Genomic DNA, 19,804 nt, shown 5'->3' with positions numbered 1-19,804 from the left:
TAATTCATATTAATTTATTTATAATATAAATGAAACTACCATTTCTATCTTTGGTCGGTGCCGGTCCGGGAGACCCGGAACTGATCACCCTGAAAGCCATCCATACGCTTCGCCAGGCAGACGTAGTCCTGTACGACGCCCTGGTAAATCCCTTATTGCTGGAATATGCCCCCGCGCAAGCCATCCGGCAGTTTGTAGGCAAACGTTGCGGTAGTCATAGCCTGCCACAGGAAGAGATCAATCGGTTAATGGTGGAAATGGCCCAACAGCATGGTCATGTAGTGAGACTAAAAGGAGGAGATCCTTTTGTTTTTGGAAGAGCAGTGGAAGAAATTATGACTGCGCAGCAACATCATATAGGCGTAGCCGTTATTCCGGGGATCAGCAGCGCTATCGCAGTACCCGCCTCGCAGCTGATCCCCGTTACCTGCCGGGGCGTGGCAGAAAGTTTTTGGGTAACGACCGGCACCACCTGCGCCGGCCAACTCTCCGGCGATATTGCACTGGCCGCCCAGTCTACCGCCACGGTGGTGATCCTGATGGGCATGCACCACCTCGAAGCCATCCTGCAGATATTTACACACCATGGAAAACAACACACGCCGGCAGCTATTATACAGGAAGGCACTACACCACAGGCCCGCATCGTAACGGGCACCGTCAGCGATATCCATCGGCGCGCACAGGAAGCCGGTATCAGTCACCCAGCCATCATCGTGATAGGGGAAGTTGTGTCCCTGCAACTCCCATCATGAAAAAGCCCCAAAAAGCTGTACGCCTTTTGGGACCCTTCAACATGTTAATATTTTGATATTTAGATATTTTCCGGCCAGATGCAGGACTGTACATCGGAAATATGTTTGCGTTGCAGCAGGAACATGCACAGACGTGATTGTCCGATGCCGCCACCCATACTCAACGGATATACGTCGTTCAATACATTGCTGTGGAACAACAACTCCCTTCTGCTGCCACAACCTTTCAGAGAAAGTTGCTCACGGAGGGAACCAGCATCTACCCGGATACCCATGGAAGACAGTTCCAGCGCGCTATTCATGGCAGGGTTCCAGAGGATAAGATCTCCGTTCAGGCCATAGAAGCCTTCTTCGTTGGCGGTAGACCAGTCATCATAATCCGGGGCACGGTCGTCATGCACCGCCTGATCTGACAACAGACCACCAATACCCATGATAAACACCGCACCATGTTCTTTCGCAATGCGGTTTTCCCTTTCTTTAGGCGTCAGGCCCGGATAACGTTGCAGCAGCGTTTCACTATCGATGAAATACACGGCAGCAGGCAGGTCCAGCGCCTTTTCGTGCGCCTCTTCCAACATAGCGTTGGTATCCAGAATAGCCTGATAAATCTGCTCCACCGTCTCTTTCAGATAACTGATGCGGCGATGCTCGGCCAGGATACGCTTTTCCCAGTCCCACTGGTCCACATAAAAGCTGTGAATAGGTGACACTACTTCATCCGGACGGATCGCCCGCATGTCTGTTACAATACCCTGTTCAGGCTCCAGTCCTAATTGATGCAGGCGCATACGTTTCCATTTCGCCAGCGACTGAACAATTTCCACCGGATAGGGAATATTTTTCAGGTTGAACTTCACAGGTTTCTCCACGCCGTTCAGGTCATCATTAAATCCTGTACCAGATTGAACGAACAAAGGAGCAGACACTTTGGTCAGCGACAGCCGTTGGCTTAATCGTGCCGGGAAATAATCTTTAATGAGGGATATTCCCTTCTCCAGATGGAGGATATCGTTTGTTTTTGCAGTTAGTGTGATCATTTTGTTAGTTGATATAAGATTGCTTTGGATATATTTCAATGTTTAATGCAAAACTATAAATATTCACTAACAAATCATCACATCTTGAAATATTTTTTCAACAAAAACAGGATATGCTTAATGAAAAACCATAAAAACTATGCAGATTTTGCAATTTTTCTATACGAATCTTGCTAAGATATTTTAATATATTGATTATCAATATTATATAAAGAAAGGTAAAGAAACCAGCATCTGCATCCTCTTCGCGCGTCACTACCAGATGAGCCGAATCAAAATGGAAAGCCCCTTTCATACGGCAACATCCTGCCGCCACAAAATAACACATCGCTTTATTCACTGGATGGTCTAAACTGATAGCCAATCGCCCCAGCGAAGCATGATAAGCCTGAATGTGTGCCTTCGCACCAGACCATTCCTTCAACAACGGATTAACTTCCTCCGGTTCAGCAGCGAGTTTCATATATCATTATTGTTTCGCGGAAAATAGCAATTTTCCGTTCGCAGCACAAATACAAACGCGGCGCACGGGCGTAGCATAGAGGCACTACTCCCCGGCACCGCGTCAGCAGCGTTCTCAATGAATATTGGCTTCCAGCCACTTTTTCAGCGTTTCCCGCTCGTCTTCTGTCAGCTTCACTTCATTGCCGAGTGGCATACGTCCTTTTACAAATACCTGTTTATAGATATCCTTCGCATTTCTTTCCATGTTCCTTTCTTTAAAAATGCGGAAAGGGTTATTACGAACATGACAAATATTGCATTTGGTTTGCAACACCAGCAGGGCTTTTCCTTTATCTTCTTCCGGCGTACCAGCAGTGGCAACATGCGCAATGCTTAACAGGGCAACGAGTATGATCAGGTATTTCATTGTTTTTAATTTTACTCAAAATTACCTGTCGCCATACCCGGAAAATAGAACAAAACCGACAGCCCTATTTTTTCACCGGCGTAATGAGTTTACCGGAATAGGCTTCAATATCGCTGGCCAGCCATGCAGACACTTGTGCCATCAACCTTTTCAGGTGTGGCTGCTGCATATGCTTATCCAGATCGGCCTGTGAGCGCCATACTTCATAAATGAAAATAGCACCGTCCTTTTCTTCATGGATATTATACACCAGATTGCCGGCTTCTGCACGGGTAGGCGCTACCAGCGCCAGCAACTCGCGCCGGAGCGTGGCGGCATGTTCTTTTTTTGGACGCAGGAAACCATAAAGGCTCACAGTAGCAGTGGTATCATGGGTGGCGTTCATGGCAACAGGTTTTACGGCAAAGGCCTGTGTGGGAAAGCAAGTGGCTGTTATCAGCAACAGCATAATTATCATTCGTGTGTACATTTGGGTTTGTTTTTATCAACAGGTGCAAATGTAAAGCCGTCCGCTATTCTGTTGTACCTTAGCACCCAATTGTAGGATACTAACAGTTGTGTAAGTATGAGTAAAATCAAGGAAAACTCTACCCATCAGGCCAATAAAAACAGTCTTGGTGAAATCTGTACGGAGGTCTATGCCATCAACCTGCTCAGCGGACAATGGACGCTGGCCATCTGCTGCCATCTGTTCGAAGGCCGGTTGCGCTTCGGGGAACTGAAAAAGAGAATACCGCAGATCACGGAAAGAATGCTGACGCTACAGCTGCGTAAAATGGAAGAAGACGGCCTGGTGACCCGCACCGTCTATCCGGAAGTGCCGCCCCGCGTGGAATACGAGCTAACGGAAAGTGCGCATGAATTAAAAGCTGTTTTCCAACAGTTGGAAGCGTGGGGCGACAGACACAAGGCCCGTCTTTAAACCGTTGCCTCGCAAAGCCTTTTAATCAACGCTAATACGGTACCCCAATAGTAGTTGATATGCCGGTCCGTGGCGTACTTGCCAGTGTTCGTCTGGGTAAAATCCAACGCCGTACCTGCTGTGGTACTGGTGAGCCGGAAGGTAATAGTACCGTACTGCTCCGGTTCATCCGGCCTTTTGGAGAGGGAGCTCCAATGGGTATACATCAGCAGTTTTTCCGGTTCCAGTTGCAGTATGACGCCTTTGTTTTGATACGGATAACCATGCAGATCGCCGGTAAACACCAGTGGACTGCCTACCTCCCAACTGGACGCAACGTGTACCGGTGAATCCATCATCCACTGTCCTATTTTTTCAGGGTTGGTCAGCATTTCCCACACCGTGGCTGCCGAAGCCTTAATGGTGACTGATTTGTTCACAGTATTCCCGGCAAACAGCTGCGCATCAATTCGCTCCTTCTGCCGCAGGTGATGCTGCATGTGCAGCGCTGCAAAACGCAGCCATTCTGCTGCGGTGAAATAGCCCAGCCCCGGATGTTTCGTTTTGCCGGTAGCCGCTGTAAAATTACCTTCTCGGCATAATGCCGTCATCGATTCCTGAATAGCCAATAGTCCCTGCCGCAGCTGATCAAGGCTTTCGGGCTGCGGAATAAACGTATTGGTGGCAGGTCCGGCAATTTGTATATCCGGAAAACCGTTGGCCAGTATATGCCGGCCTTCTTCGGTCACTTCCTGATCGTGGTGTTCCCGGCTTGCTAACGCGGTGGCCACCTGCGTTACATACCAGCCGGTATCATCAATGATATGCATATATACCTGTCCCAGTGTCCACGCCGCCGCCTTTGTAGGCCGGCAGATCATCTCCAGTGAATAATCATTCAGAGAAGCCACCCATTGCTGCAGGATATCATTAAATTGTTGCTGTGGGTCCATCGTATGCCTAAAGTAAACAATGTAAGTCAATAAAAGCGGTATCCCACAGGTAACCACACCCCCAAAACGCCGCTCCGGTACCGCATTTTACCGTAACTTTGCGGCAGTTTTTAATTACCACCACAACCGTAGAACACATATGATCCAGGGACCGTCAGCACAAACACAGCATATCACCAGCCTGTTGAGCCAGCGACCACTTTTTGTTTTTGCCCTCAGCTCCGAAGCAGCGGAGGAATTCAACGAAGACAACATCCTGATAGCAGGCATCGGAAAAGTGAACGCTGCTTTTAACCTGACCAAAAAGATACAGGAAGAAAGACCCGGACTGATCGTTAACCTGGGCTCTGCCGGCAGCAACACCTTCAAACGCGGCGAAGTAGTATGCTGCAACCGTTTCATACAACGCGACATGGACGTTACCGGCCTGGGCTACCGTAAATATGAAACGCCTTTCTCCGATCTGGAACCGGTGCTGGAATATGGTTTTCAGCTGGACGGCTTTCAATATGGTATCTGCGGTACCGGCGACAACTTCGAGACCGGCCACACCACCGTCGATTACAACGTGATCGATATGGAAGCCTATTCCCTGGCGATGGTGGCCATGAAAGAGAATATACCTTTTCTGTGCCTGAAATATATCACGGATGGCGCCGATGGCGGTGCAGCAGAAGAATGGAGCGTACAGGTACACCACGCCGCTGCTGCCTTCCGGAAGATTATTTCCGGCCTTCAACAATAAAAATGTGAGAGATGAATTTTACAGACTATCTGCAGCTGTTTGAAAACATCCTGCAAGACGCGGAACCGAAGGCTCCTTACAACAACCCGGATTATCTCAACTATACCAAACTGAACTGGTCGAGACAACAACGCTGGCTGAAAACCGGCGTGATCACCGACGCTGTTACCGCTGCCGTAAAAGAAATTACCGCACCGCAACAATGGGTCATCATCACGGAGCCCTGGTGCGGCGACGCGGCACATATCGTACCGTTCCTGACCAAAATAGCGGCCTTAAATCCGCTGATCACCATCGAGATACAGCTGCGTGATACACCGCCTTTCCTGATTGAACAATACCTGACCAACGGCACCAGGTCTATCCCCAAACTGATCATCCGTGACAACGATGGCAACGATATGGCGGTATGGGGTCCCAGACCGGCTGCCTGCCAGGTGCTGTACAACCGGCTGAAAGCAGAGAAAGCTGATTTTGAACGGACGAAGATCGAATTGCAGCAGTGGTACAACGAAGATAAAGGCCAAAGCTTACAGGCAGAATTGCTGGAAGCCCTGGCAGCGGTGCGGAAAGTCAGCGTAGTCTGATCACACCCCTTTCAGCTCTACCCATACCGGCGCATGGTCGCTGGATTTCTCCCATCCCCGCACGTGACGGTCTACCCCTGCCGCCAGCAGGCGTTTGTCTACCTCGGGGCTGAGCAGAAAGTGATCGATCCGCAGGCCGGCATCCCTTTCGTAGGCATTACGGAAGTAATCCCAGAAAGTGTAAATCTTCTGATCAGGATGCAGCTTGCGGATGGCGTCTGTCCACCCTTGCGCCACCAGCGCATGGAAAGCTGATTTTACTTCCGGCCTGAACAGGGCATCATCTACCCAGCGCTCCGGTTTATATACATCGAGGTCAGTAGGCATCACATTATAATCGCCGGTAAGGATGACCGGCGTTTTTTGCGAAAGCAGCTCCTTTGCATGGTCCGTCAGCCTTTTGAACCAGCTGAGCTTATAGTCAAACTTAGGCCCCGGCGCGGGATTGCCATTAGGCAGATACAGACAACCGATCAATACGCCGTTGATAGCAGCTTCCATATAGCGGCTGTGCACATCTTCCTCATCTCCGGGCAGCGTCCTTCTGATTTCCTGCGGCATGCCTACCTTCGACAGGATAGCGATGCCATTCCAGCTTTTCTGGCCGTGCCATATCACATCATACCCCGCTTCCCGGATAGCCAGCTCCGGAAACTTCTCCTGCGGCGCTTTCAGCTCCTGCAGACAGGCCACGTCCGGCGCAGACTCCTTCAACCAGCGTAGCAGTACCGGCAAACGGGCATTGATACCATTGACATTATAAGTAGCTATTTTCATGGGACCTGGTCTTGGTTAGCTATCCAAGTTAACTAAAAAAATCGGGAAGCCCCTTAACGTGTAAACAGTCCCCTGTCCAGTTTCGTGATATTGAACACCGAAGAATCTTTCGCGGTGTAAATGAATTTTCCGCTGGCATCTACCGCCAGCGAAGCGTCGTCGATCACGGGATTAAATACCGGCTTATGCCGGAAAAATACCTCCATGGAGTCCAGCAATGAATACCCTATTTCAAGCTGCGTGAATCCGGACTCCCGCATGTCTCTCACCGCCCGGCGGGCTTTGTCGCCCGAATACTCCAGCTGCTGCAGGGTGGCCGGGAAACATTTCCGCGTTATCCAGTAGTCCCGTATCGCTTCATTGAACAACATGGACGGGTGGATTTTCTTCCGTCCTTTCTTCACTTTGATGGGGATATAGTCCGACCGGTGTTCCCGTCCGTTGACGTTAAATCCTTTAAGCGGACCTTGTGAGCAGGCCGTCCAGCCGATAGCCAGCAATATCAACACTACAGCGTATAGCCGTTTAGGTTTATTTGATAACATATCCTAACATGAATTGTGCGCGGGGTTGTACTTCCCATCTGCGGACATCACTAAAATACACCGGGCCCAGGCCGAAGCGGGCATCGAAGCTAAAATGTTTGCCTACGCCCCGTTGCATTCCCCATAGTGGTTGTAGGGAAAACGCCCATTGGCTGCGTCCCATATTACGGTTGGCGACGGTCCCAAAAAAGTAGCTCCCGCTGATGGCGAAGAAATTTCCGCTGTTGTTACGCATAGATTTGCCTCTGGCAAGACGTTTACGAAGATTGTAATAAAAACGCTCTTCCAGTCGGGCTACGGGGACCAGTTCATATCCCCAGTCACCTCCGTAATAATCACTGTAGGTATAATAATAGTAGCCTATCAGGTCCATCTCCGCGTGTAACGAGGTCCGGGGCGACAACTTCCGCTCCAGTGAGAGTCCGATACCCGGCAGCATCAGGTTCCCTTTTATCTGCAGGGGTTTCAATCCATTGTCCGGCAGGGAATCCTTTTGGGCGGCGGCAATCAGGGGCAGGGTGCTTAACAGTGCAACAGCAATCAGTTTGGTCATTGGCATAAATAAAACAAAAAGTATAGGAGCTGCTAATTTAATTAAAACCGGTTATCCGAAAAAGAATAACCGGTGCCTGATTAAACTGTCTGTCTTTCTGTTAGCGCAACTGACGTGGTTCACTGCCGGGGATATACGATTTACCGCGTACCGGTGCTGCTATGCCAGTGGTAGCAGATCATGAAGAACTATAGATGACTGTGGTATGTGATTGATTTCTCCTGCTACAAAAAATTTTTTTTCCGGTGTGCTTCTGCTATTTTAGCCATAAACCGATGCTGATGAAATACGTACTACTACTGATTGCCATTGTAGCGGAGGTGATTGCCACTTCCGCGCTGAAGGCTTCCGAAGGGTTTTCCCGTTTCTGGCCTTCCGTCACTGTGGTGGCCGGCTACGCGATCGCCTTTTATTGCCTGAGCCTTACCCTGAAACAAATCCCGCTGGGCATAGCCTATGCCATCTGGTCCGGCCTTGGTATTGTGCTGGTGTCCATCATCGGTGTGGTGATGTTCCGGCAGAAACTGGACACAGCGGCCATTATTGGTTTATTGTTCATCATTGTCGGGGTGATCATTGTGAACCTGTTTTCCAAAACTTCTGCTCACTGAGCCGTCCCATCAAACAAACCCGGGCATACAGCTGTTAATGCATACAAAACTGCTGTATGAAAAAAACACCTTTTTTCTTTCTGATCTGTACCGTAGCTGCCGCCATTACGCTGGGCTGCAATAACAGCCCTACTTCCCAAAGAGAAATACCTGACTCTACAGCGCCTGCGCCCATGCCCACTCCGGAGACTGCCGCCTTTAATGCCGGCACTTTCAAAGGCACTATTCCCGGCGGCGCCCGGAAAAGGGACGTGTCCATTACTTTCAATGCCGACTCCACTTTCAACATGAAAGAAAGCTATCTGTCCAAAGAAGGCAAGCCGGAACACGAGATGGACAACACCGGTAAATGGAGCTATGACGGTGTTACCAAAAGCATCTATCTCGCTTATAAGAACCTGGCCGACCGGGGCACGTCCTTCGCTATTGTGGATGACAATACCATTCAACTGCAAGACCACTCCATACAGGCTCCGGGACAAGCCGAAAAAACCGGCGGGCCTGAATATACGCTGCGCCGCCAGCAACCGTGATATTCATGGGCCCAGGGCTACGGTTTATTTGATCAGGTGGGTGTTTCGGGCGTTTTTCCGAGCAAGTTTCCGAGGATGTTCTCGAAGACAACACGGAAGACCATCGCACGTCACTTCACCGCTCCTTACTTTCCTTCCCGGAAAGTTTTTATTTCTTCCAGCATTTCCAGGGACCTGATCACAGGTGTCCATTCCTTTCCTTCAAAGAGCCACCGGAACCATTTACGGTCCTTATTTTCATAACGGATATTCACAAAAAGCCAGATCGCCGCGATGATAAGACCTGTCGTCACGATCATCTGTACGACCAGCAGCCAGGCGTTTTCCCGGACAAACATGCCTGCATGCAGGTAGAAGGTAGTCCATACCGGCAGCTGCAACCATAATAAACGGGCGCACCATAGGGTAGAGGACTTCAGCCCGGACAGTTTCTCCTGCGTGTCCAGCACTGGTCCTGCAATGTCTATCGTTTCCATCAGTATCAGCTGATAGAGATAAATGCCGATAGCTGCTGTGGTGAGCAACGACTGGATGCCCATAGACACCAGGAAAAACAGGCTGGCGGTACTAAACATGCTGACCAGCAGCGTGTCCAAAAATGCAACCCATAAAATGCCCGCCAGCAGGGCAAAATATTTGATGGGTCTCATAGAAGCGATAAACGAATGGATTTTAATGCCGGTAATTTCTGCCGCGTTTTTTCTGTTCAGGAACAGGTTTTCTTCCAAATGCTTTTCGTACGATTTCCAAAGATGAATGATGTCTGTGTCTTGCATGACGATTACGTTTTAATACGTGAAAATTGCTGCCTCAGCAATACTTTAATCCTGCCAATCTTCGTGGCCACGTTCGTCACGGAGATGCCCAGTATCTCCGCAATTTCCTGATGGCTTTTTTCTTCCAGATATAAGAGTATCAGCGCCCGGTCCAGCTCCCGGAGGTCATGAATAAACCGCTGTAACAACAGCAGCTGCTGATCCGTCTCCGTTGCCGGCCCGGTGTCCACCATTTCCAGTACCGCCGCTTCCAGCCTGCCCGCTGCCGCCTGGCGACGGGTTTCTTTGCGGTAAAAAGAAATAGCGACATTGAGCGCAATACGGTATATCCAGGTGCTGTACCGCGCCTGCCCGCTGTCATAATGCCCAAATGCTTTCCATAACTGTATAATGATCTCCTGGACCAGGTCTTTCCTGTCCTCCGCCTGCCTGCACCAGGCATGGGCCACCTTATAAATAATGCCCTTGTGTGCCTCCACAACGGCCAGGAATTGATCTGTGATAGCTGAATCCATTGGTGAAAAATAATGTTACTGCTTAATTGTTCGCCGGATGAAGAGAAAAATCACAGGACAGGGCATTTTTTTCGGAAGGGCCTGTCTAACAACATGTTAATCCGACGTTAAGCGTTGGTTTTTAGGGAAATCAGGAGATTTAAAAATTGGTTCTGCTGTAGTATTGCAGTAACATGGTGAGGACCGTACCGACGTCACTCCCATGCTGACCGGCCTGTTCCGGTACAACCCGAAACTGTTGACTACAACTAACCAGACCATGAGAAACGCTACGCTGCTACTACTGAGCATCTTTCTGTACGTACCCTCCACGGCACAAAACAGAGACATCAACTCTACCGGACTGTATATCCATACGGACAAACACATCTACATGCCGGCAGAAAAAATCTGGTTTACCGGATACCTGCTCAATATCCAGGCAACAGACACTGTCCCGTATCATACGCTCTTCGTAGCCCTCATCAACTCCAATACCCGTAAGCCGGTCCTCAATGAACGTTTTGCCTTCGACCGCGGCGTCTGCAAAGGCATGCTGGAACTGCCCGACAGCCTCCCCCCCGGCGATTATGCCTTCGTAGCTTATACCAACAACTACATCGCCGATAACCACGAACAGGAATTCCAGCAATGGATCTCTGTCCGCAAACCACATCAGCCCCCCTTTAAAATGAAAAAAACACCGGCAGACACTACCCGCACGGCTACACTGAAAGTGCCGGACGCCAATATCTGCATCCAGCTTGAAACAGACTCGACCGATTATCGGCAACGGGGCATGGTCAACTGCCGCGTGGTACTAACTGACACCACCGGCAAAGCCATACAGGGACTGTTCTCCGTGGCCTGCGTCTGCGAAAAAAGACTGCGCAAACACGATAGATGGGATATCTGCCACTACTATTACATCGATCAATACCGGCTCCCCGCTTCGGTGGACCTCTCCACGGCGCAACAGGAACTGAACCCGGTCGCCGGCTTCGTTACCAAAGGAACGAAAAAAGTGAAGAAGCCCATCCCCCTGCTGCTGATGAAAAACAATGAAATGATTACGCTGAAAACTAATAAAGACGGCATCTTCTGCCTCAACTCCTACCAGCTGTTCACCCCCACCGGACAACCCGACGCCATCCTCAGCGTGGTGAAAGGTAACCAGTCTGAATTTAAAATCAACTTTCTGAATGATATCGAAAGAGTCAATCACCAACTGGCTAAAATCAACTACCCCTACACCCCGGAAGAGATGACTGACAGCACCATCTTCACGCCGGAAGAATTAACTGCGATCACCATCAGTACCCCCGCTGCCACCAAACCCAAAATGCCGGCGCCACAACAGGAACCCGACTATGTGAAAAAAGTGAAGCCGGTATTCCAGACCCCGGAATTCCAACAGGCGAGCGACACAGTGGCTGCCCGTAACTACAACACCACCCTGTATTGGAACCACCTGATCAATACCGACGAACAGGGCCACGCCAACTTCTCCTTCCGGCTCAACGATCTCCCCGGTGTATTCGTATGCGTTATCCAGGGCATCTCCACCATGGGCGTGTTCAGTAAATACCTGCGTTTTGTGGTAAGATAGGCATTTGTAAAAATGCGAATAAGCGCTATCTTGTTCTGCTGAAAGATTTCACGAATCAGCTAAAAACATGATACATATGCGCAGAAACATCCTGGTACTCGGCATGAGCGGCTTATTAACATTGGGAGCCATGGCCCCGGCAATGGCATCCGGCCGGCCGCAGCCCCATACCGCTCAGGCGTCAGCAGATGCCAAAGCCCTGATTGGCCGCTGGGACATCACCATCGACGAAAACGGTAAATCCGCCCCTTCCTGGCTGGAAGTAAAACTCTCCGGCTTCAAAACCCTCGTGGGATATTTTGTAGGCACCTCCGGCAGCGCCCGGCCCGTTGCCAAAGTCAACTTCGACAATGGTAAATTCAGCTTCTCCATCCCGCCACAATGGGAAGGCGGCAACCAGGACTTCCTCATCGAAGGCGAACTGACCGACGCCGGCATTCAGGGCACCATCACCACCAGCGAAGGCAAAAAATACAACTGGAAAGGCGTGAAAGCCCCCTACCTGAAAAAAACCGGCACCGTGGCCTGGGGCAAGCCCATCAACCTGTTCAACGGTAAAGACCTCACCGGATGGAAAGCGGCAGGCAAAGAAAATCAATGGATCGTGAAAGACGGTATCCTCACCAGTCCTCACTCCGGCGCTAACCTCGTGTCTGACCAGAAATTCACCGACTTCAAACTGCATGCGGAATTCAGATACCAGAAAGGCAGCAACAGCGGTATCTACCTGAGAGGCCGTCATGAAGTACAGATCGAAGACAGCAACCCGGACACACACCCGTCCAGCGTACTGTTCAGCGGCGTATACGGCTTCCTGGCCCCCAGCGAGATCAACGCACTCGGTCCCGATAAATGGCAGACATACGACATCACCCTCATCGGACGGATGGTGACCATCGTGGTAAACGGCAAAACCGTTATCAACAACCAGGAAATCCCCGGCATCACCGGCGGCGCACTGGACAGCAACGAAGGGGAACCCGGTCCGATCTACATTCAGGGCGACCACGGTCCGATTGAATTTAAAAAACTCGTGATCACACCCGCTAAATAATATTTAGCCATTTTTTCATTTTGATATTTTTTCATTTTGAAGACGCTCAGGCCCCTTTTAAATGAAAAAATATCAAAATGAAAAAATGATAAAATATTTGTACAACTTTTCCTGCGATTGGTACCACTTTTTTTCTCTTTCCCCTTCCTACCTTCATCCCAAAGAGAGGATGATGAAAATAGCCGTTATTAGTGATATCCATGGTAACCTGCCCGCACTGGAGGCCGTACTGGAAGACATTTCCCGCTATGGGGCCGACCAGCTCTATTGCCTGGGCGACCTTACCGATGCCGCCCCCTGGCACAACGAAGTGATACAACGCATCCGCACCCTGCGCATTCCTACTATTATGGGGAATCATGATGAACGCATCGCCTACGACCTGCCGGTGAAGCCCCTCGCCAAACACGGACCGGAAGAAAGGGCCGCACGACTGGCCGCCATCGAATTTACCCGAAACACCATTACCGTCGATAATAAACAGTTTCTGCGCACACTCCCTCATCTGCTGCACCTGCAATTTGGCCGCTACCGCATTTTGCTGGCGCATGGCACGCCCGAAAGTAACGAGACCTATCTCTACGCCGATCATCCGGAGGAAATATTACTGGACATGATGCATAGGGCCGGCACAGATCTCCTCATTACGGGACACACCCACCTGTCATACATCCGTACCATGGACAACGGGCGGAAAACAGCGATCAATACCGGCTCTGTCGGGCGCAGCAAAGAACCCGACCGGCTGGCATCTTACCTCCGGCTGGAAATAAGTAACAGTGACGCACCTACGTTACCGGAACTGTTCAAAGCGACGATACGGAAAGTGGAATATGATATGGCGTTAACGCTGACGGGCATACGTAACAGCCCGGTCCCTGATTTTTATGCTGATTTCCTGTCAGGCGTCCTCACCTGATTTTAACTGTGTGCGGTAAGAGCGGGGATTGACCCCTTTCATTTTGCGGAAGAATTTATTGAGATGACTAAGGTCGCCAAACCCATACCGGACGGCGATTTCCTTAATACTCATGTCACTGTAGCGGAGTTTATTTTCGATCTGCCGGATTTTATAGTCATTGATATAGTCCCGCACAGAGATGCCCAGCTCCTGTTTAAACAGTCCCTGTAACCGGGCTTTGCCCATTTGCAGTGCCGACGCCATCACCTCCTGTTGCAGCGCTTCGGGAGTGGCGATATGCGTATGGATATAATGCATGGCCTGTGTGAGCGCCACAGAGCGTGGCGGCGTGTAGCCCGTTTCTGTCAGCAGCTCCGTGAGCATCGAAAGTACGCCGCGTATCAGGTGCAACACGCCCTCGTTGGAGGCCACCGGATGCAGTTTCCATTCCGCCGCGATCACCAGCATCACACTGCCAATACGAGCCAACGCTTCCGGCGTTGCCGCCGACGCGCCATGTGAGCGCGTAGCCACGATCAGCTGCTGAAAACGCTGCTCCCACAGCTCTTTGGCAGCGGCCTGTAACTGTTGCCCCAGATATACATTCGTAAATTTCAGTACGGTAAATTTCGTTTCCTGTTCTATGTAAAAGATATGCTCATCTTCCGGCGCCAGCGCATAAAAGCAGGGACCGGCATAGCGGAAAGTCTCGCTGTTCAACTGGTGCGTACCTTCCCCATGATGAATAAATATCAACTCAAAATGATTGTGGTTATGCAGTTCAAACGGCCACTCCCGTGTCTGAAAGTGGCGGATAAATAAATCGTCGTGCTGGATCAATCTCATTTTGATACAAGTAATATCTTCAAAAGTACAAGTTTTCCGTAGTCCCGGCAATGTAGGTTTGTCAAATGAAAACAACGCCTTACCATCCTTTCACCATCCCGCTGATGGCTATTGCTGCCGGTGTGGTAGTAGCCAATATTTACTACAACCAGCCTATCCTGCATGATATCAGTGCTGCTACCGGCGCTACCGCCGGCCAGGCAGGAAGGGTATCCACCCTCGCCCAGCTGGGTTATGGGCTGGGCATGTTTTTCGTGTTGCCGCTGGGAGATAAGCTGGACCGCAGAAAACTGATTACCGGGCTGACCTCCCTGTTGTTTGTATCGTTGTTATTATTGAGTATTGCGCGCAGCATACAGCTTATCTGTCTGCTCAGCTTCTTTGTGGGCCTGGGCTCCACGCCGGCACAGATACTGTTGCCGATGTCGGCCACCCTCAGCACCGGCGACAGGGGCAAAACCGTGGGCCGCGTGTTTGCGGGTATTCTCATTGGCATATTGGGCGCCCGGGTAGTGGCCGGCGTAGTATCTGATTTGCTGGGCTGGCGTTACGTCTTTGCCATATCAGCGGCGCTGGTATTGATCGTCACCATACTCCTGTATCGTTATCTTCCGGTGATACCACCAAAGTTCCGGGGGAGTTATCCGCAGCTGTTATCCTCCACCATCAAGCTCATCGGAGAATACCCCGTGCTGCGTCAGGCAGCGCTGCTGGGCGCTTTTACCTTCGGGACATTCTGCTCTTTCTGGACTACGTTGACTTTTCATCTGAGCGCAGCGCCGCTGCATTATTCCGCTTCCCGCATCGGGTTGTTTGGCCTGATTGCCATCGGCGGAGCGCTGGCAGCACCGGTATTTGGCAAACTGGCCGATAAAGGACAGGTATACAAATCTTTGCTGGTAAGCGTGGGCATGGTGATCGTCAGTATTCTGCTGCTGAAAATATTTCCGCACTCCATCCTTCTGCTGTCAGTTAGTGTATTCCTGCTGGATGTAGGCGTGCAAGCCACACAGATCACTAATTTCACGCGGATATACAGTCTACATGAACACGCCCACAGCCGGCTCAATACCGTATATATGACCGCATACTTTATGGGCGCGGCCCTTGGCACTTCCTGCGGCGTAGCAGCGTGGCAGTATGGTGGCTGGGATATGGCTACCTGGCAACTGCTGCTGTGGAGCGTGATAGCACTGGCGATCGTGGGATGGTCGGCCAAAGTACAGTCCCGGGCGGCGACCACCGCGTAAGAAACTACTTCATTTTTTGTCCTTCAATGAATACCGTGCTGCCAATGACATGACTTTTGAAGCGCAACGGGCGCTCCCGGAATAATGACAGGGTTTGCGCAACGGAGTATACTTCTCCGAATTCATGGATCAACCGCAGCGATGACATAAAAAGGCGGCTGATCTTTCTCTCGTTGGTCATGGAATAGAAATAACATCTTCCACCGGGCTTTAGTACCCGTAATGCTTCGTCTACAAACGCCAGCTTGTTATCAAACAGATGAATGGTACCGAAGCTGCAAACCGTATCAAACGTATTGTCCGGAAAAGGCAGGTGAAAAGCGTTGCCCTGCAGCAATTGCAGGTGAGAAGGTAGCTGGCCGCCTTCGGCAGACAGCCGGGCCCGCGCTATTTTCAACATTTCGAGGGAGCGGTCCAGCAGGATACAATCATTGCCGGTGGCCCTGTACAACCGCGATGTTTGTGCGAGGCCTCCACAACCGATGTCCAACACGGTACCGGACGTACGTAGAATAGCTTTTGCAGCAAACTCCTGATAATCGTTGCGGGAGGTATCCCAGAAGAAGCGGTTGAACCAGTGGGTACTGACCAGCCGCTCATAATAACCGGCCTTAAAATCATAGGATGCGCCTGCGGTATTTTCCAGACAGGTGTATATGCCCCGCGTAATCTGACGGAATGGATCTGTTTGGCTCACTTCACATAGTTTTCAGCAAAGGTAGCGGACAACCTTTCGCGGGCAAATGAACCTAAGTTAAGAAATACGTTTACGGATGCGGCTGAGCGCCTGCGGAGTGATACCAATATAAGAGGCCAGGTGTTTCAACGGCACATACCGGAATAGTTGCGGAGATTTATTGAGCAGGTCCAGGTAACGTTCTTCTGCTGTTTTCGTCAGGAGCGACAATTCCCTGGCTGATTTAAAAAGCAGCATTTGCTCTGTGGCCAGTCGACCTATTCGCTCCACCACCCTCAGTTGGTCGTACATCCGGTGCAGGTCATCATAGTGAATGCGCCACAGTCGTGTTTCGGTGATCGTTTCGCCGTAATAACGGGAAGGCTGGCGGGTATAGAACGAACTGTACACGCACATAAACCAGCCGTCGAACCCAAAGCCGACGGTCGTTTCATCGCCATTGGCATCTTCCACGTAAAAACGCACCACACCACTGTCCACGAAAGTGAGATAGTTCTCCGTTTCTCCTGCCTGCAGATAGAAAGTCCTGGCTGGATAGGTTTTTGGTTCAAAACAGGCTGAAAAAACACGCCAGTCTTCTTCAGAGATATTTACCTGTTGACGGAGAAATTCGTGCATGCGCTGCATGGCGGTAGTATTAATGGGCTGTAAACTTAGAATTTCTCCCGGGGATTACAAAAATGAATTGACTTCGTATAGCCGTCACCGCTATTTATCCAGCAGCCCAAGCTGACCGGCGATAGTCTGCCATTCGTCGCTGTTGGTTTCATAACGGACCATTTCCCGCAACAGGGCGTCGGTGATATGGATATCGAACTGTTTGGCGATGCCTTGTAAGGTACCGATGTAGTCAGGGTTATAGGCGGCGAAGGTGTCCATGAACCATTTGGAGAAGTAGGGAGCAGCAGGACTGGTATAACCAGACGGGTAGCCTCCCTGCATCCTGTCTTCGAAGAGGATGCGGCGGTAGTGATATTCAATTTTATGTTCCGCGGTCCAGTGGGTGTAAGTTTCCCGCAGGAACATATCATACTGCCGCTTACTGGCTTCCTGTTGCAACAAGGCGTCTACCTGCCGTTTGGCTTTTTCGAAGTGATTGACTGTTCTGGCATTTATCCGGTCAATTTCCGTGCAGTACTGCACCACGCGGGCATTTCGGAACAGTTTGATGCGGATGGTCTCTACATCCCTGTGAGGATATGACCAGGCATTGGTGTTGGCTTCATCGATAAAAATATAGTCTATCACGGCCACCATGTCCACCTCATCGAAATGGTATTGGAAAGATGGCAGGGTGCGTGCGCGATCTTCCCGGCTGATCAGCGCTCCATTGTTTTTATCGAAATGAATTTCCTGCCAGGCGATATCAGATAAGCGTTTGAAGACCACGATCCTGTCGGGGTATACTGTTTCACGATGAAGGGTGATCTCCTCCCCTTCTTCCGGAACAATGTCGAGATGATCGTTGTGACGGATAATTTTCATAATAGGCAGTTAATCGACCAGGCCGTCCTGTTGCAGTTTTTCAAATGCCAGCAATACGCCGCGCACCTGATGGGGCTCTTTTTGATACGCCTCGAGGCTAAAGAAACGCACGGCGCCAATTTCAGCCGAAGGTTGCGGTGTTTGCCGCAACTGATGCAGGAAGCAGTTCTGCCGCATCTGCAGGTCCTTTTCGCCAAAAGCGGGCGCCGTAATGTGATAGTACCATTGCAGGCTGTCTTCCGGGAGGTCCATATTCAGCTCTTCCTTTATTTCCCGCTGCATGGCTTGCAGCGGCGTTTCGCCGGCATCCACTTTTCCACCCGGCAGGTACCAGGCGCCTTTATTCTTACTGAAAGCCAATAACAGTTGGTTGTTTTCTACTACAATCAGGCCAACACAGTCTATGTAATTCATCTCACAAAAATAAACAAAAGCGGGCTTACCTGGTAGCAGTCTTCAGATAAGCCAATACCTCATCGATATGTTTATCCGGCGGGAATACCGGGTAAAAATACCGGCGGATGTATCCGTTTTCGAAGACCAGCGTCACCCTTTTGAAAAGTACCAGCTCCTCCACGTAATGCATGGGCAGTTGCAGCGCTTCGCTGAAATGTCTTTGTTCATCGCTCAGCAAATGAAAGGGCAAGTGTATGCGTTCCCGTTCGGAGCGCTGCATCTCCGGTGATTGCGTGCTCATACCAAAGACGGTGGTATTTAACTGTTGCAGTTCCTGATAGTGGTCCCGGAAAGAGCAGGCCTGTGGCGTGCATCCGCGGGCGCCGGGTATTTCGTCCCATCCCGGTGGCAGCGGGATATGAGAAGGTCCTGTCATCGGATAACAGTAAATCACCAGTCTTCCGGGGATATCGCGCAGAGACACCATGGTGCCATCGGTAGCCGGTAATTGTATATCGGGTATCTGCAGGCCGTCCAGATGATCACAGGCGCCGTCGTCTTCAGGTACAGGCAGATTGGGCGGTAAATAAGTCAGGTCTGTTTCCATGATTTCCATTTTTGACATCAAAATTAGCCTGCTGAGAGAATATGTAACAGATACAGAATTTGAATATTTTACTATAACAGATGTTTTTGGGAGACATCAAATGCCTACCTTTATTGAGCCTCATGACAACAGATGAAACATATGAGCAAGCAGACCCTCATGTAGTGGAAACATGGCTGAAAGGTTGGTCACTGGCGCGGGAACTCCCTCCTCCAATAGCCGACCACGGCGGACTCCGGGTAGATGTAGGATGGCCTGACCAGCAAAAGCGATACGTTTTTTCTGCACTGGGCCCCGGTTTATTTCACTTTGCCAACACCATTTTCCAACCGGCTGTTTTTCTGAAAATATGTGCCCCGGCGTCTCTTGTAAGACCAGTGCTTCCCCCTCGCTGGGAGATACAGCGACCCGGATTCATGATGACCCTCACGCTGCCTGCTCACGCTCCCCGTTTACAGTTGCCCGAAGGATACTCCCTGTCTGTTGATGCTGCCAGCGCCGGCCCCACTGCCACCATATACGCAGCCAACGGCGAAACTGCTGCCAATGGTCAGCTGGCTATCGTTGACGACTATATTATTTACGACCGCATCGCCACTACGCCGGCACATCAGCGTCGCGGACTGGGAAGCGCCGTTATGACCGCCCTCACCATCGAAGCTGTCTCGCGTGGCATCAGCAAGGGCATACTCGTGGCCACGCCCGCCGGTAAAGCTTTGTATGAAACGCTCGGCTGGAAAATGTACTCGTTGTACACCACTGCAGTAATCCCGCACATTTAACACAACAAAACAACCACCCGGTTGTTAACACTTCAC

27 protein-coding genes are annotated in these 19,804 nt (G+C 50.5%); 11 read left to right on the top strand and 16 right to left on the bottom strand.

All coding sequences use genetic code 11. The annotated features are described in order from the left end of the window. Window positions 1-29: 29 nt before the first annotated feature. Window positions 30-755: a uroporphyrinogen-III C-methyltransferase gene (gene cobA / locus ICL55_RS21325; protein WP_188101126.1), complete on the top strand. Its 726-nt coding sequence runs from the start codon at window positions 30-32 to the stop codon at window positions 753-755. A gap of 59 nt (window positions 756-814) precedes the next feature. Here cobA and asnA read toward each other — a convergent pair whose 3' ends face one another. From asnA to ICL55_RS21305, 4 genes are all read right to left on the bottom strand, one after another. After that, on the bottom strand, window positions 815-1,795 hold the full coding sequence (asnA, locus tag ICL55_RS21320; RefSeq protein ID WP_188101124.1) for an aspartate--ammonia ligase: 981 nt from the start codon (window positions 1,793-1,795) through the stop codon (window positions 815-817). 97 nt (window positions 1,796-1,892) lie between these two features. After that, window positions 1,893-2,258 (bottom strand): hypothetical protein, encoded by a 366-nt coding sequence (locus ICL55_RS21315; RefSeq protein ID WP_188101122.1) that lies wholly within the window; start codon window positions 2,256-2,258, stop codon window positions 1,893-1,895. A 114-nt stretch (window positions 2,259-2,372) separates the two neighbouring features. Beyond that, a complete protein-coding gene (locus ICL55_RS21310) occupies window positions 2,373-2,666 on the bottom strand; it encodes a hypothetical protein (RefSeq protein ID WP_188101120.1) in 294 nt (97 codons plus the stop codon). Between the two features lie 64 nt (window positions 2,667-2,730). Continuing rightward, the gene (locus ICL55_RS21305) at window positions 2,731-3,135 is read right to left on the bottom strand and encodes a putative quinol monooxygenase (protein WP_246496469.1); all 405 of its coding nucleotides are present in this window, start codon (window positions 3,133-3,135) and stop codon (window positions 2,731-2,733) included. A 96-nt stretch (window positions 3,136-3,231) separates the two neighbouring features. Between ICL55_RS21305 and ICL55_RS21300 the strand changes: the two genes are divergently transcribed. After that, window positions 3,232-3,588, top strand: a complete 357-nt coding sequence (locus tag ICL55_RS21300) for a winged helix-turn-helix transcriptional regulator (protein WP_188101118.1) — start codon at window positions 3,232-3,234, stop codon at window positions 3,586-3,588. On the opposite strand, the gene ICL55_RS21295 is transcribed toward ICL55_RS21300, so the two are convergent. Continuing rightward, window positions 3,585-4,520: an SRPBCC domain-containing protein gene (locus ICL55_RS21295; protein WP_188101116.1), complete on the bottom strand. Its 936-nt coding sequence runs from the start codon at window positions 4,518-4,520 to the stop codon at window positions 3,585-3,587. The genes ICL55_RS21300 and ICL55_RS21295 overlap by 4 nt on opposite strands. Before the next feature lie 139 nt (window positions 4,521-4,659). Here ICL55_RS21295 and ICL55_RS21290 point away from each other — a divergent pair, with 139 nt between their 5' ends. Further along, window positions 4,660-5,265 (top strand): 5'-methylthioadenosine/S-adenosylhomocysteine nucleosidase family protein, encoded by a 606-nt coding sequence (locus ICL55_RS21290; protein ID WP_188101114.1) that lies wholly within the window; start codon window positions 4,660-4,662, stop codon window positions 5,263-5,265. A gap of 11 nt (window positions 5,266-5,276) precedes the next feature. Next, entirely contained in the window at window positions 5,277-5,852 is a 576-nt protein-coding gene (locus tag ICL55_RS21285) for a thioredoxin family protein (protein WP_188101112.1), read from the top strand. On the opposite strand, the gene xth is transcribed toward ICL55_RS21285, so the two are convergent. Genes xth through ICL55_RS21270 form a run of 3 tightly spaced genes read right to left on the bottom strand, consistent with a single transcriptional unit; the run spans window position 5,853 to window position 7,727 of the window. Next, window positions 5,853-6,629 (bottom strand): exodeoxyribonuclease III, encoded by a 777-nt coding sequence (gene xth, locus ICL55_RS21280; RefSeq protein WP_188101110.1) that lies wholly within the window; start codon window positions 6,627-6,629, stop codon window positions 5,853-5,855. Between the two features lie 53 nt (window positions 6,630-6,682). Next, a complete protein-coding gene (locus ICL55_RS21275) occupies window positions 6,683-7,174 on the bottom strand; it encodes a hypothetical protein (protein WP_188101109.1) in 492 nt (163 codons plus the stop codon). Beyond that, the gene (locus ICL55_RS21270) at window positions 7,161-7,727 is read right to left on the bottom strand and encodes a hypothetical protein (protein ID WP_188101107.1); all 567 of its coding nucleotides are present in this window, start codon (window positions 7,725-7,727) and stop codon (window positions 7,161-7,163) included. Before ICL55_RS21270 ends, ICL55_RS21275 begins: the two co-directional genes overlap by 14 nt. A gap of 278 nt (window positions 7,728-8,005) precedes the next feature. Between ICL55_RS21270 and ICL55_RS21265 the strand changes: the two genes are divergently transcribed. Both ICL55_RS21265 and ICL55_RS21260 read left to right on the top strand, forming a co-directional pair. Continuing rightward, window positions 8,006-8,338, top strand: a complete 333-nt coding sequence (locus ICL55_RS21265) for an SMR family transporter (RefSeq protein ID WP_169225971.1) — start codon at window positions 8,006-8,008, stop codon at window positions 8,336-8,338. 56 nt (window positions 8,339-8,394) lie between these two features. Beyond that, window positions 8,395-8,871, top strand: a complete 477-nt coding sequence (locus tag ICL55_RS21260; protein WP_188101105.1) for a copper resistance protein NlpE N-terminal domain-containing protein — start codon at window positions 8,395-8,397, stop codon at window positions 8,869-8,871. 125 nt (window positions 8,872-8,996) lie between these two features. On the opposite strand, the gene ICL55_RS21255 is transcribed toward ICL55_RS21260, so the two are convergent. Both ICL55_RS21255 and ICL55_RS21250 read right to left on the bottom strand, forming a co-directional pair. After that, window positions 8,997-9,647, bottom strand: a complete 651-nt coding sequence (locus ICL55_RS21255) for a hypothetical protein (protein WP_188101103.1) — start codon at window positions 9,645-9,647, stop codon at window positions 8,997-8,999. A 5-nt stretch (window positions 9,648-9,652) separates the two neighbouring features. Then, entirely contained in the window at window positions 9,653-10,162 is a 510-nt protein-coding gene (locus ICL55_RS21250) for an RNA polymerase sigma factor (RefSeq protein WP_188101101.1), read from the bottom strand. A gap of 259 nt (window positions 10,163-10,421) precedes the next feature. On the opposite strand from ICL55_RS21250, the gene ICL55_RS21245 reads away from it, so the two are divergent. The 3 genes from ICL55_RS21245 (at window position 10,422) to ICL55_RS21235 (ending at window position 13,723) form a co-directional block, all read left to right on the top strand. Beyond that, a complete protein-coding gene (locus tag ICL55_RS21245) occupies window positions 10,422-11,750 on the top strand; it encodes a hypothetical protein (RefSeq protein WP_188101099.1) in 1,329 nt (442 codons plus the stop codon). Between the two features lie 76 nt (window positions 11,751-11,826). Beyond that, on the top strand, window positions 11,827-12,804 hold the full coding sequence (locus ICL55_RS21240) for a 3-keto-disaccharide hydrolase (RefSeq protein WP_188101097.1): 978 nt from the start codon (window positions 11,827-11,829) through the stop codon (window positions 12,802-12,804). Between the two features lie 85 nt (window positions 12,805-12,889). Further along, window positions 12,890-13,723 (top strand): metallophosphoesterase family protein, encoded by an 834-nt coding sequence (locus ICL55_RS21235; RefSeq protein WP_223151535.1) that lies wholly within the window; start codon window positions 12,890-12,892, stop codon window positions 13,721-13,723. Here the strand turns inward: ICL55_RS21235 and ICL55_RS21230 are convergent. Next, window positions 13,706-14,551, bottom strand: coding sequence for a helix-turn-helix transcriptional regulator (locus ICL55_RS21230; protein ID WP_188101095.1), 846 nt, complete (start codon window positions 14,549-14,551; stop codon window positions 13,706-13,708). The two genes, ICL55_RS21235 and ICL55_RS21230, sit on opposite strands and share 18 nt — an antisense overlap. Window positions 14,552-14,616: 65 nt before the next feature. On the opposite strand from ICL55_RS21230, the gene ICL55_RS21225 reads away from it, so the two are divergent. Next, a complete protein-coding gene (locus ICL55_RS21225; RefSeq protein ID WP_188101093.1) occupies window positions 14,617-15,801 on the top strand; it encodes an MFS transporter in 1,185 nt (394 codons plus the stop codon). Between the two features lie 4 nt (window positions 15,802-15,805). Here ICL55_RS21225 and ICL55_RS21220 read toward each other — a convergent pair whose 3' ends face one another. The 5 genes from ICL55_RS21220 to ICL55_RS21200 form a co-directional block, all read right to left on the bottom strand. Further along, window positions 15,806-16,498, bottom strand: coding sequence for a methyltransferase domain-containing protein (locus tag ICL55_RS21220; RefSeq protein ID WP_188101091.1), 693 nt, complete (start codon window positions 16,496-16,498; stop codon window positions 15,806-15,808). Between the two features lie 57 nt (window positions 16,499-16,555). Continuing rightward, window positions 16,556-17,125 (bottom strand): Crp/Fnr family transcriptional regulator, encoded by a 570-nt coding sequence (locus tag ICL55_RS21215; protein WP_188101089.1) that lies wholly within the window; start codon window positions 17,123-17,125, stop codon window positions 16,556-16,558. Between the two features lie 81 nt (window positions 17,126-17,206). Beyond that, window positions 17,207-17,983 carry a hypothetical protein gene (locus tag ICL55_RS21210; RefSeq protein WP_188101086.1) on the bottom strand — a complete coding sequence of 259 codons (777 nt, stop codon included), beginning with the start codon at window positions 17,981-17,983 and terminating at the stop codon, window positions 17,207-17,209. A gap of 9 nt (window positions 17,984-17,992) precedes the next feature. Further along, window positions 17,993-18,397, bottom strand: a complete 405-nt coding sequence (locus ICL55_RS21205) for an NUDIX hydrolase (protein WP_188101083.1) — start codon at window positions 18,395-18,397, stop codon at window positions 17,993-17,995. 25 nt (window positions 18,398-18,422) lie between these two features. Then, window positions 18,423-18,986, bottom strand: a complete 564-nt coding sequence (locus tag ICL55_RS21200) for a peroxiredoxin (RefSeq protein ID WP_188101080.1) — start codon at window positions 18,984-18,986, stop codon at window positions 18,423-18,425. A gap of 122 nt (window positions 18,987-19,108) precedes the next feature. Between ICL55_RS21200 and ICL55_RS21195 the strand changes: the two genes are divergently transcribed. Continuing rightward, window positions 19,109-19,768: a GNAT family N-acetyltransferase gene (locus ICL55_RS21195; RefSeq protein ID WP_188101078.1), complete on the top strand. Its 660-nt coding sequence runs from the start codon at window positions 19,109-19,111 to the stop codon at window positions 19,766-19,768. Window positions 19,769-19,804 lie beyond the last annotated feature (36 nt).

Source organism: Chitinophaga varians (assembly GCF_014529945.1).
GTDB classification, from domain to species: Bacteria; Bacteroidota; Bacteroidia; order Chitinophagales; family Chitinophagaceae; genus Chitinophaga; species Chitinophaga varians.
Note: the sequence above shows the minus strand (reverse complement) of the source record. Positions and strands in the feature narration are given on the sequence as shown.

What these genes read in the sequence shown, in the direction of transcription:
- ICL55_RS21205 (WP_188101083.1), bottom strand. Translation starts at nt 18,397, where the DNA reads ATGAATTACATAGACTGTGTTGGCCTGATTGTAGTAGAAAACAACCAA.
- ICL55_RS21215 (WP_188101089.1), bottom strand. Translation starts at nt 17,125, where the DNA reads ATGCAGCGCATGCACGAATTTCTCCGTCAACAGGTAAATATCTCTGAA.
- ICL55_RS21245 (WP_188101099.1), top strand. Translation starts at nt 10,422, where the DNA reads ATGAGAAACGCTACGCTGCTACTACTGAGCATCTTTCTGTACGTACCC.
- ICL55_RS21240 (WP_188101097.1), top strand. Translation starts at nt 11,827, where the DNA reads ATGCGCAGAAACATCCTGGTACTCGGCATGAGCGGCTTATTAACATTG.
- ICL55_RS21210 (WP_188101086.1), bottom strand. Translation starts at nt 17,983, where the DNA reads ATGAAAATTATCCGTCACAACGATCATCTCGACATTGTTCCGGAAGAA.
- ICL55_RS21305 (WP_246496469.1), bottom strand. Translation starts at nt 3,135, where the DNA reads ATGTACACACGAATGATAATTATGCTGTTGCTGATAACAGCCACTTGC.
- xth (WP_188101110.1), bottom strand. Translation starts at nt 6,629, where the DNA reads ATGAAAATAGCTACTTATAATGTCAATGGTATCAATGCCCGTTTGCCG.
- ICL55_RS21275 (WP_188101109.1), bottom strand. Translation starts at nt 7,174, where the DNA reads ATGTTATCAAATAAACCTAAACGGCTATACGCTGTAGTGTTGATATTG.
- ICL55_RS21300 (WP_188101118.1), top strand. Translation starts at nt 3,232, where the DNA reads ATGAGTAAAATCAAGGAAAACTCTACCCATCAGGCCAATAAAAACAGT.
- ICL55_RS21250 (WP_188101101.1), bottom strand. Translation starts at nt 10,162, where the DNA reads ATGGATTCAGCTATCACAGATCAATTCCTGGCCGTTGTGGAGGCACAC.
- ICL55_RS21195 (WP_188101078.1), top strand. Translation starts at nt 19,109, where the DNA reads ATGACAACAGATGAAACATATGAGCAAGCAGACCCTCATGTAGTGGAA.
- ICL55_RS21235 (WP_223151535.1), top strand. Translation starts at nt 12,890, where the DNA reads ATGATAAAATATTTGTACAACTTTTCCTGCGATTGGTACCACTTTTTT.
- ICL55_RS21260 (WP_188101105.1), top strand. Translation starts at nt 8,395, where the DNA reads ATGAAAAAAACACCTTTTTTCTTTCTGATCTGTACCGTAGCTGCCGCC.
- ICL55_RS21230 (WP_188101095.1), bottom strand. Translation starts at nt 14,551, where the DNA reads ATGAGATTGATCCAGCACGACGATTTATTTATCCGCCACTTTCAGACA.
- ICL55_RS21200 (WP_188101080.1), bottom strand. Translation starts at nt 18,986, where the DNA reads ATGGAAACAGACCTGACTTATTTACCGCCCAATCTGCCTGTACCTGAA.
- ICL55_RS21225 (WP_188101093.1), top strand. Translation starts at nt 14,617, where the DNA reads ATGAAAACAACGCCTTACCATCCTTTCACCATCCCGCTGATGGCTATT.
- ICL55_RS21270 (WP_188101107.1), bottom strand. Translation starts at nt 7,727, where the DNA reads ATGACCAAACTGATTGCTGTTGCACTGTTAAGCACCCTGCCCCTGATT.
- ICL55_RS21290 (WP_188101114.1), top strand. Translation starts at nt 4,660, where the DNA reads ATGATCCAGGGACCGTCAGCACAAACACAGCATATCACCAGCCTGTTG.
- cobA (WP_188101126.1), top strand. Translation starts at nt 30, where the DNA reads ATGAAACTACCATTTCTATCTTTGGTCGGTGCCGGTCCGGGAGACCCG.
- asnA (WP_188101124.1), bottom strand. Translation starts at nt 1,795, where the DNA reads ATGATCACACTAACTGCAAAAACAAACGATATCCTCCATCTGGAGAAG.
- ICL55_RS21255 (WP_188101103.1), bottom strand. Translation starts at nt 9,647, where the DNA reads ATGCAAGACACAGACATCATTCATCTTTGGAAATCGTACGAAAAGCAT.
- ICL55_RS21315 (WP_188101122.1), bottom strand. Translation starts at nt 2,258, where the DNA reads ATGAAACTCGCTGCTGAACCGGAGGAAGTTAATCCGTTGTTGAAGGAA.
- ICL55_RS21285 (WP_188101112.1), top strand. Translation starts at nt 5,277, where the DNA reads ATGAATTTTACAGACTATCTGCAGCTGTTTGAAAACATCCTGCAAGAC.
- ICL55_RS21295 (WP_188101116.1), bottom strand. Translation starts at nt 4,520, where the DNA reads ATGGACCCACAGCAACAATTTAATGATATCCTGCAGCAATGGGTGGCT.
- ICL55_RS21310 (WP_188101120.1), bottom strand. Translation starts at nt 2,666, where the DNA reads ATGAAATACCTGATCATACTCGTTGCCCTGTTAAGCATTGCGCATGTT.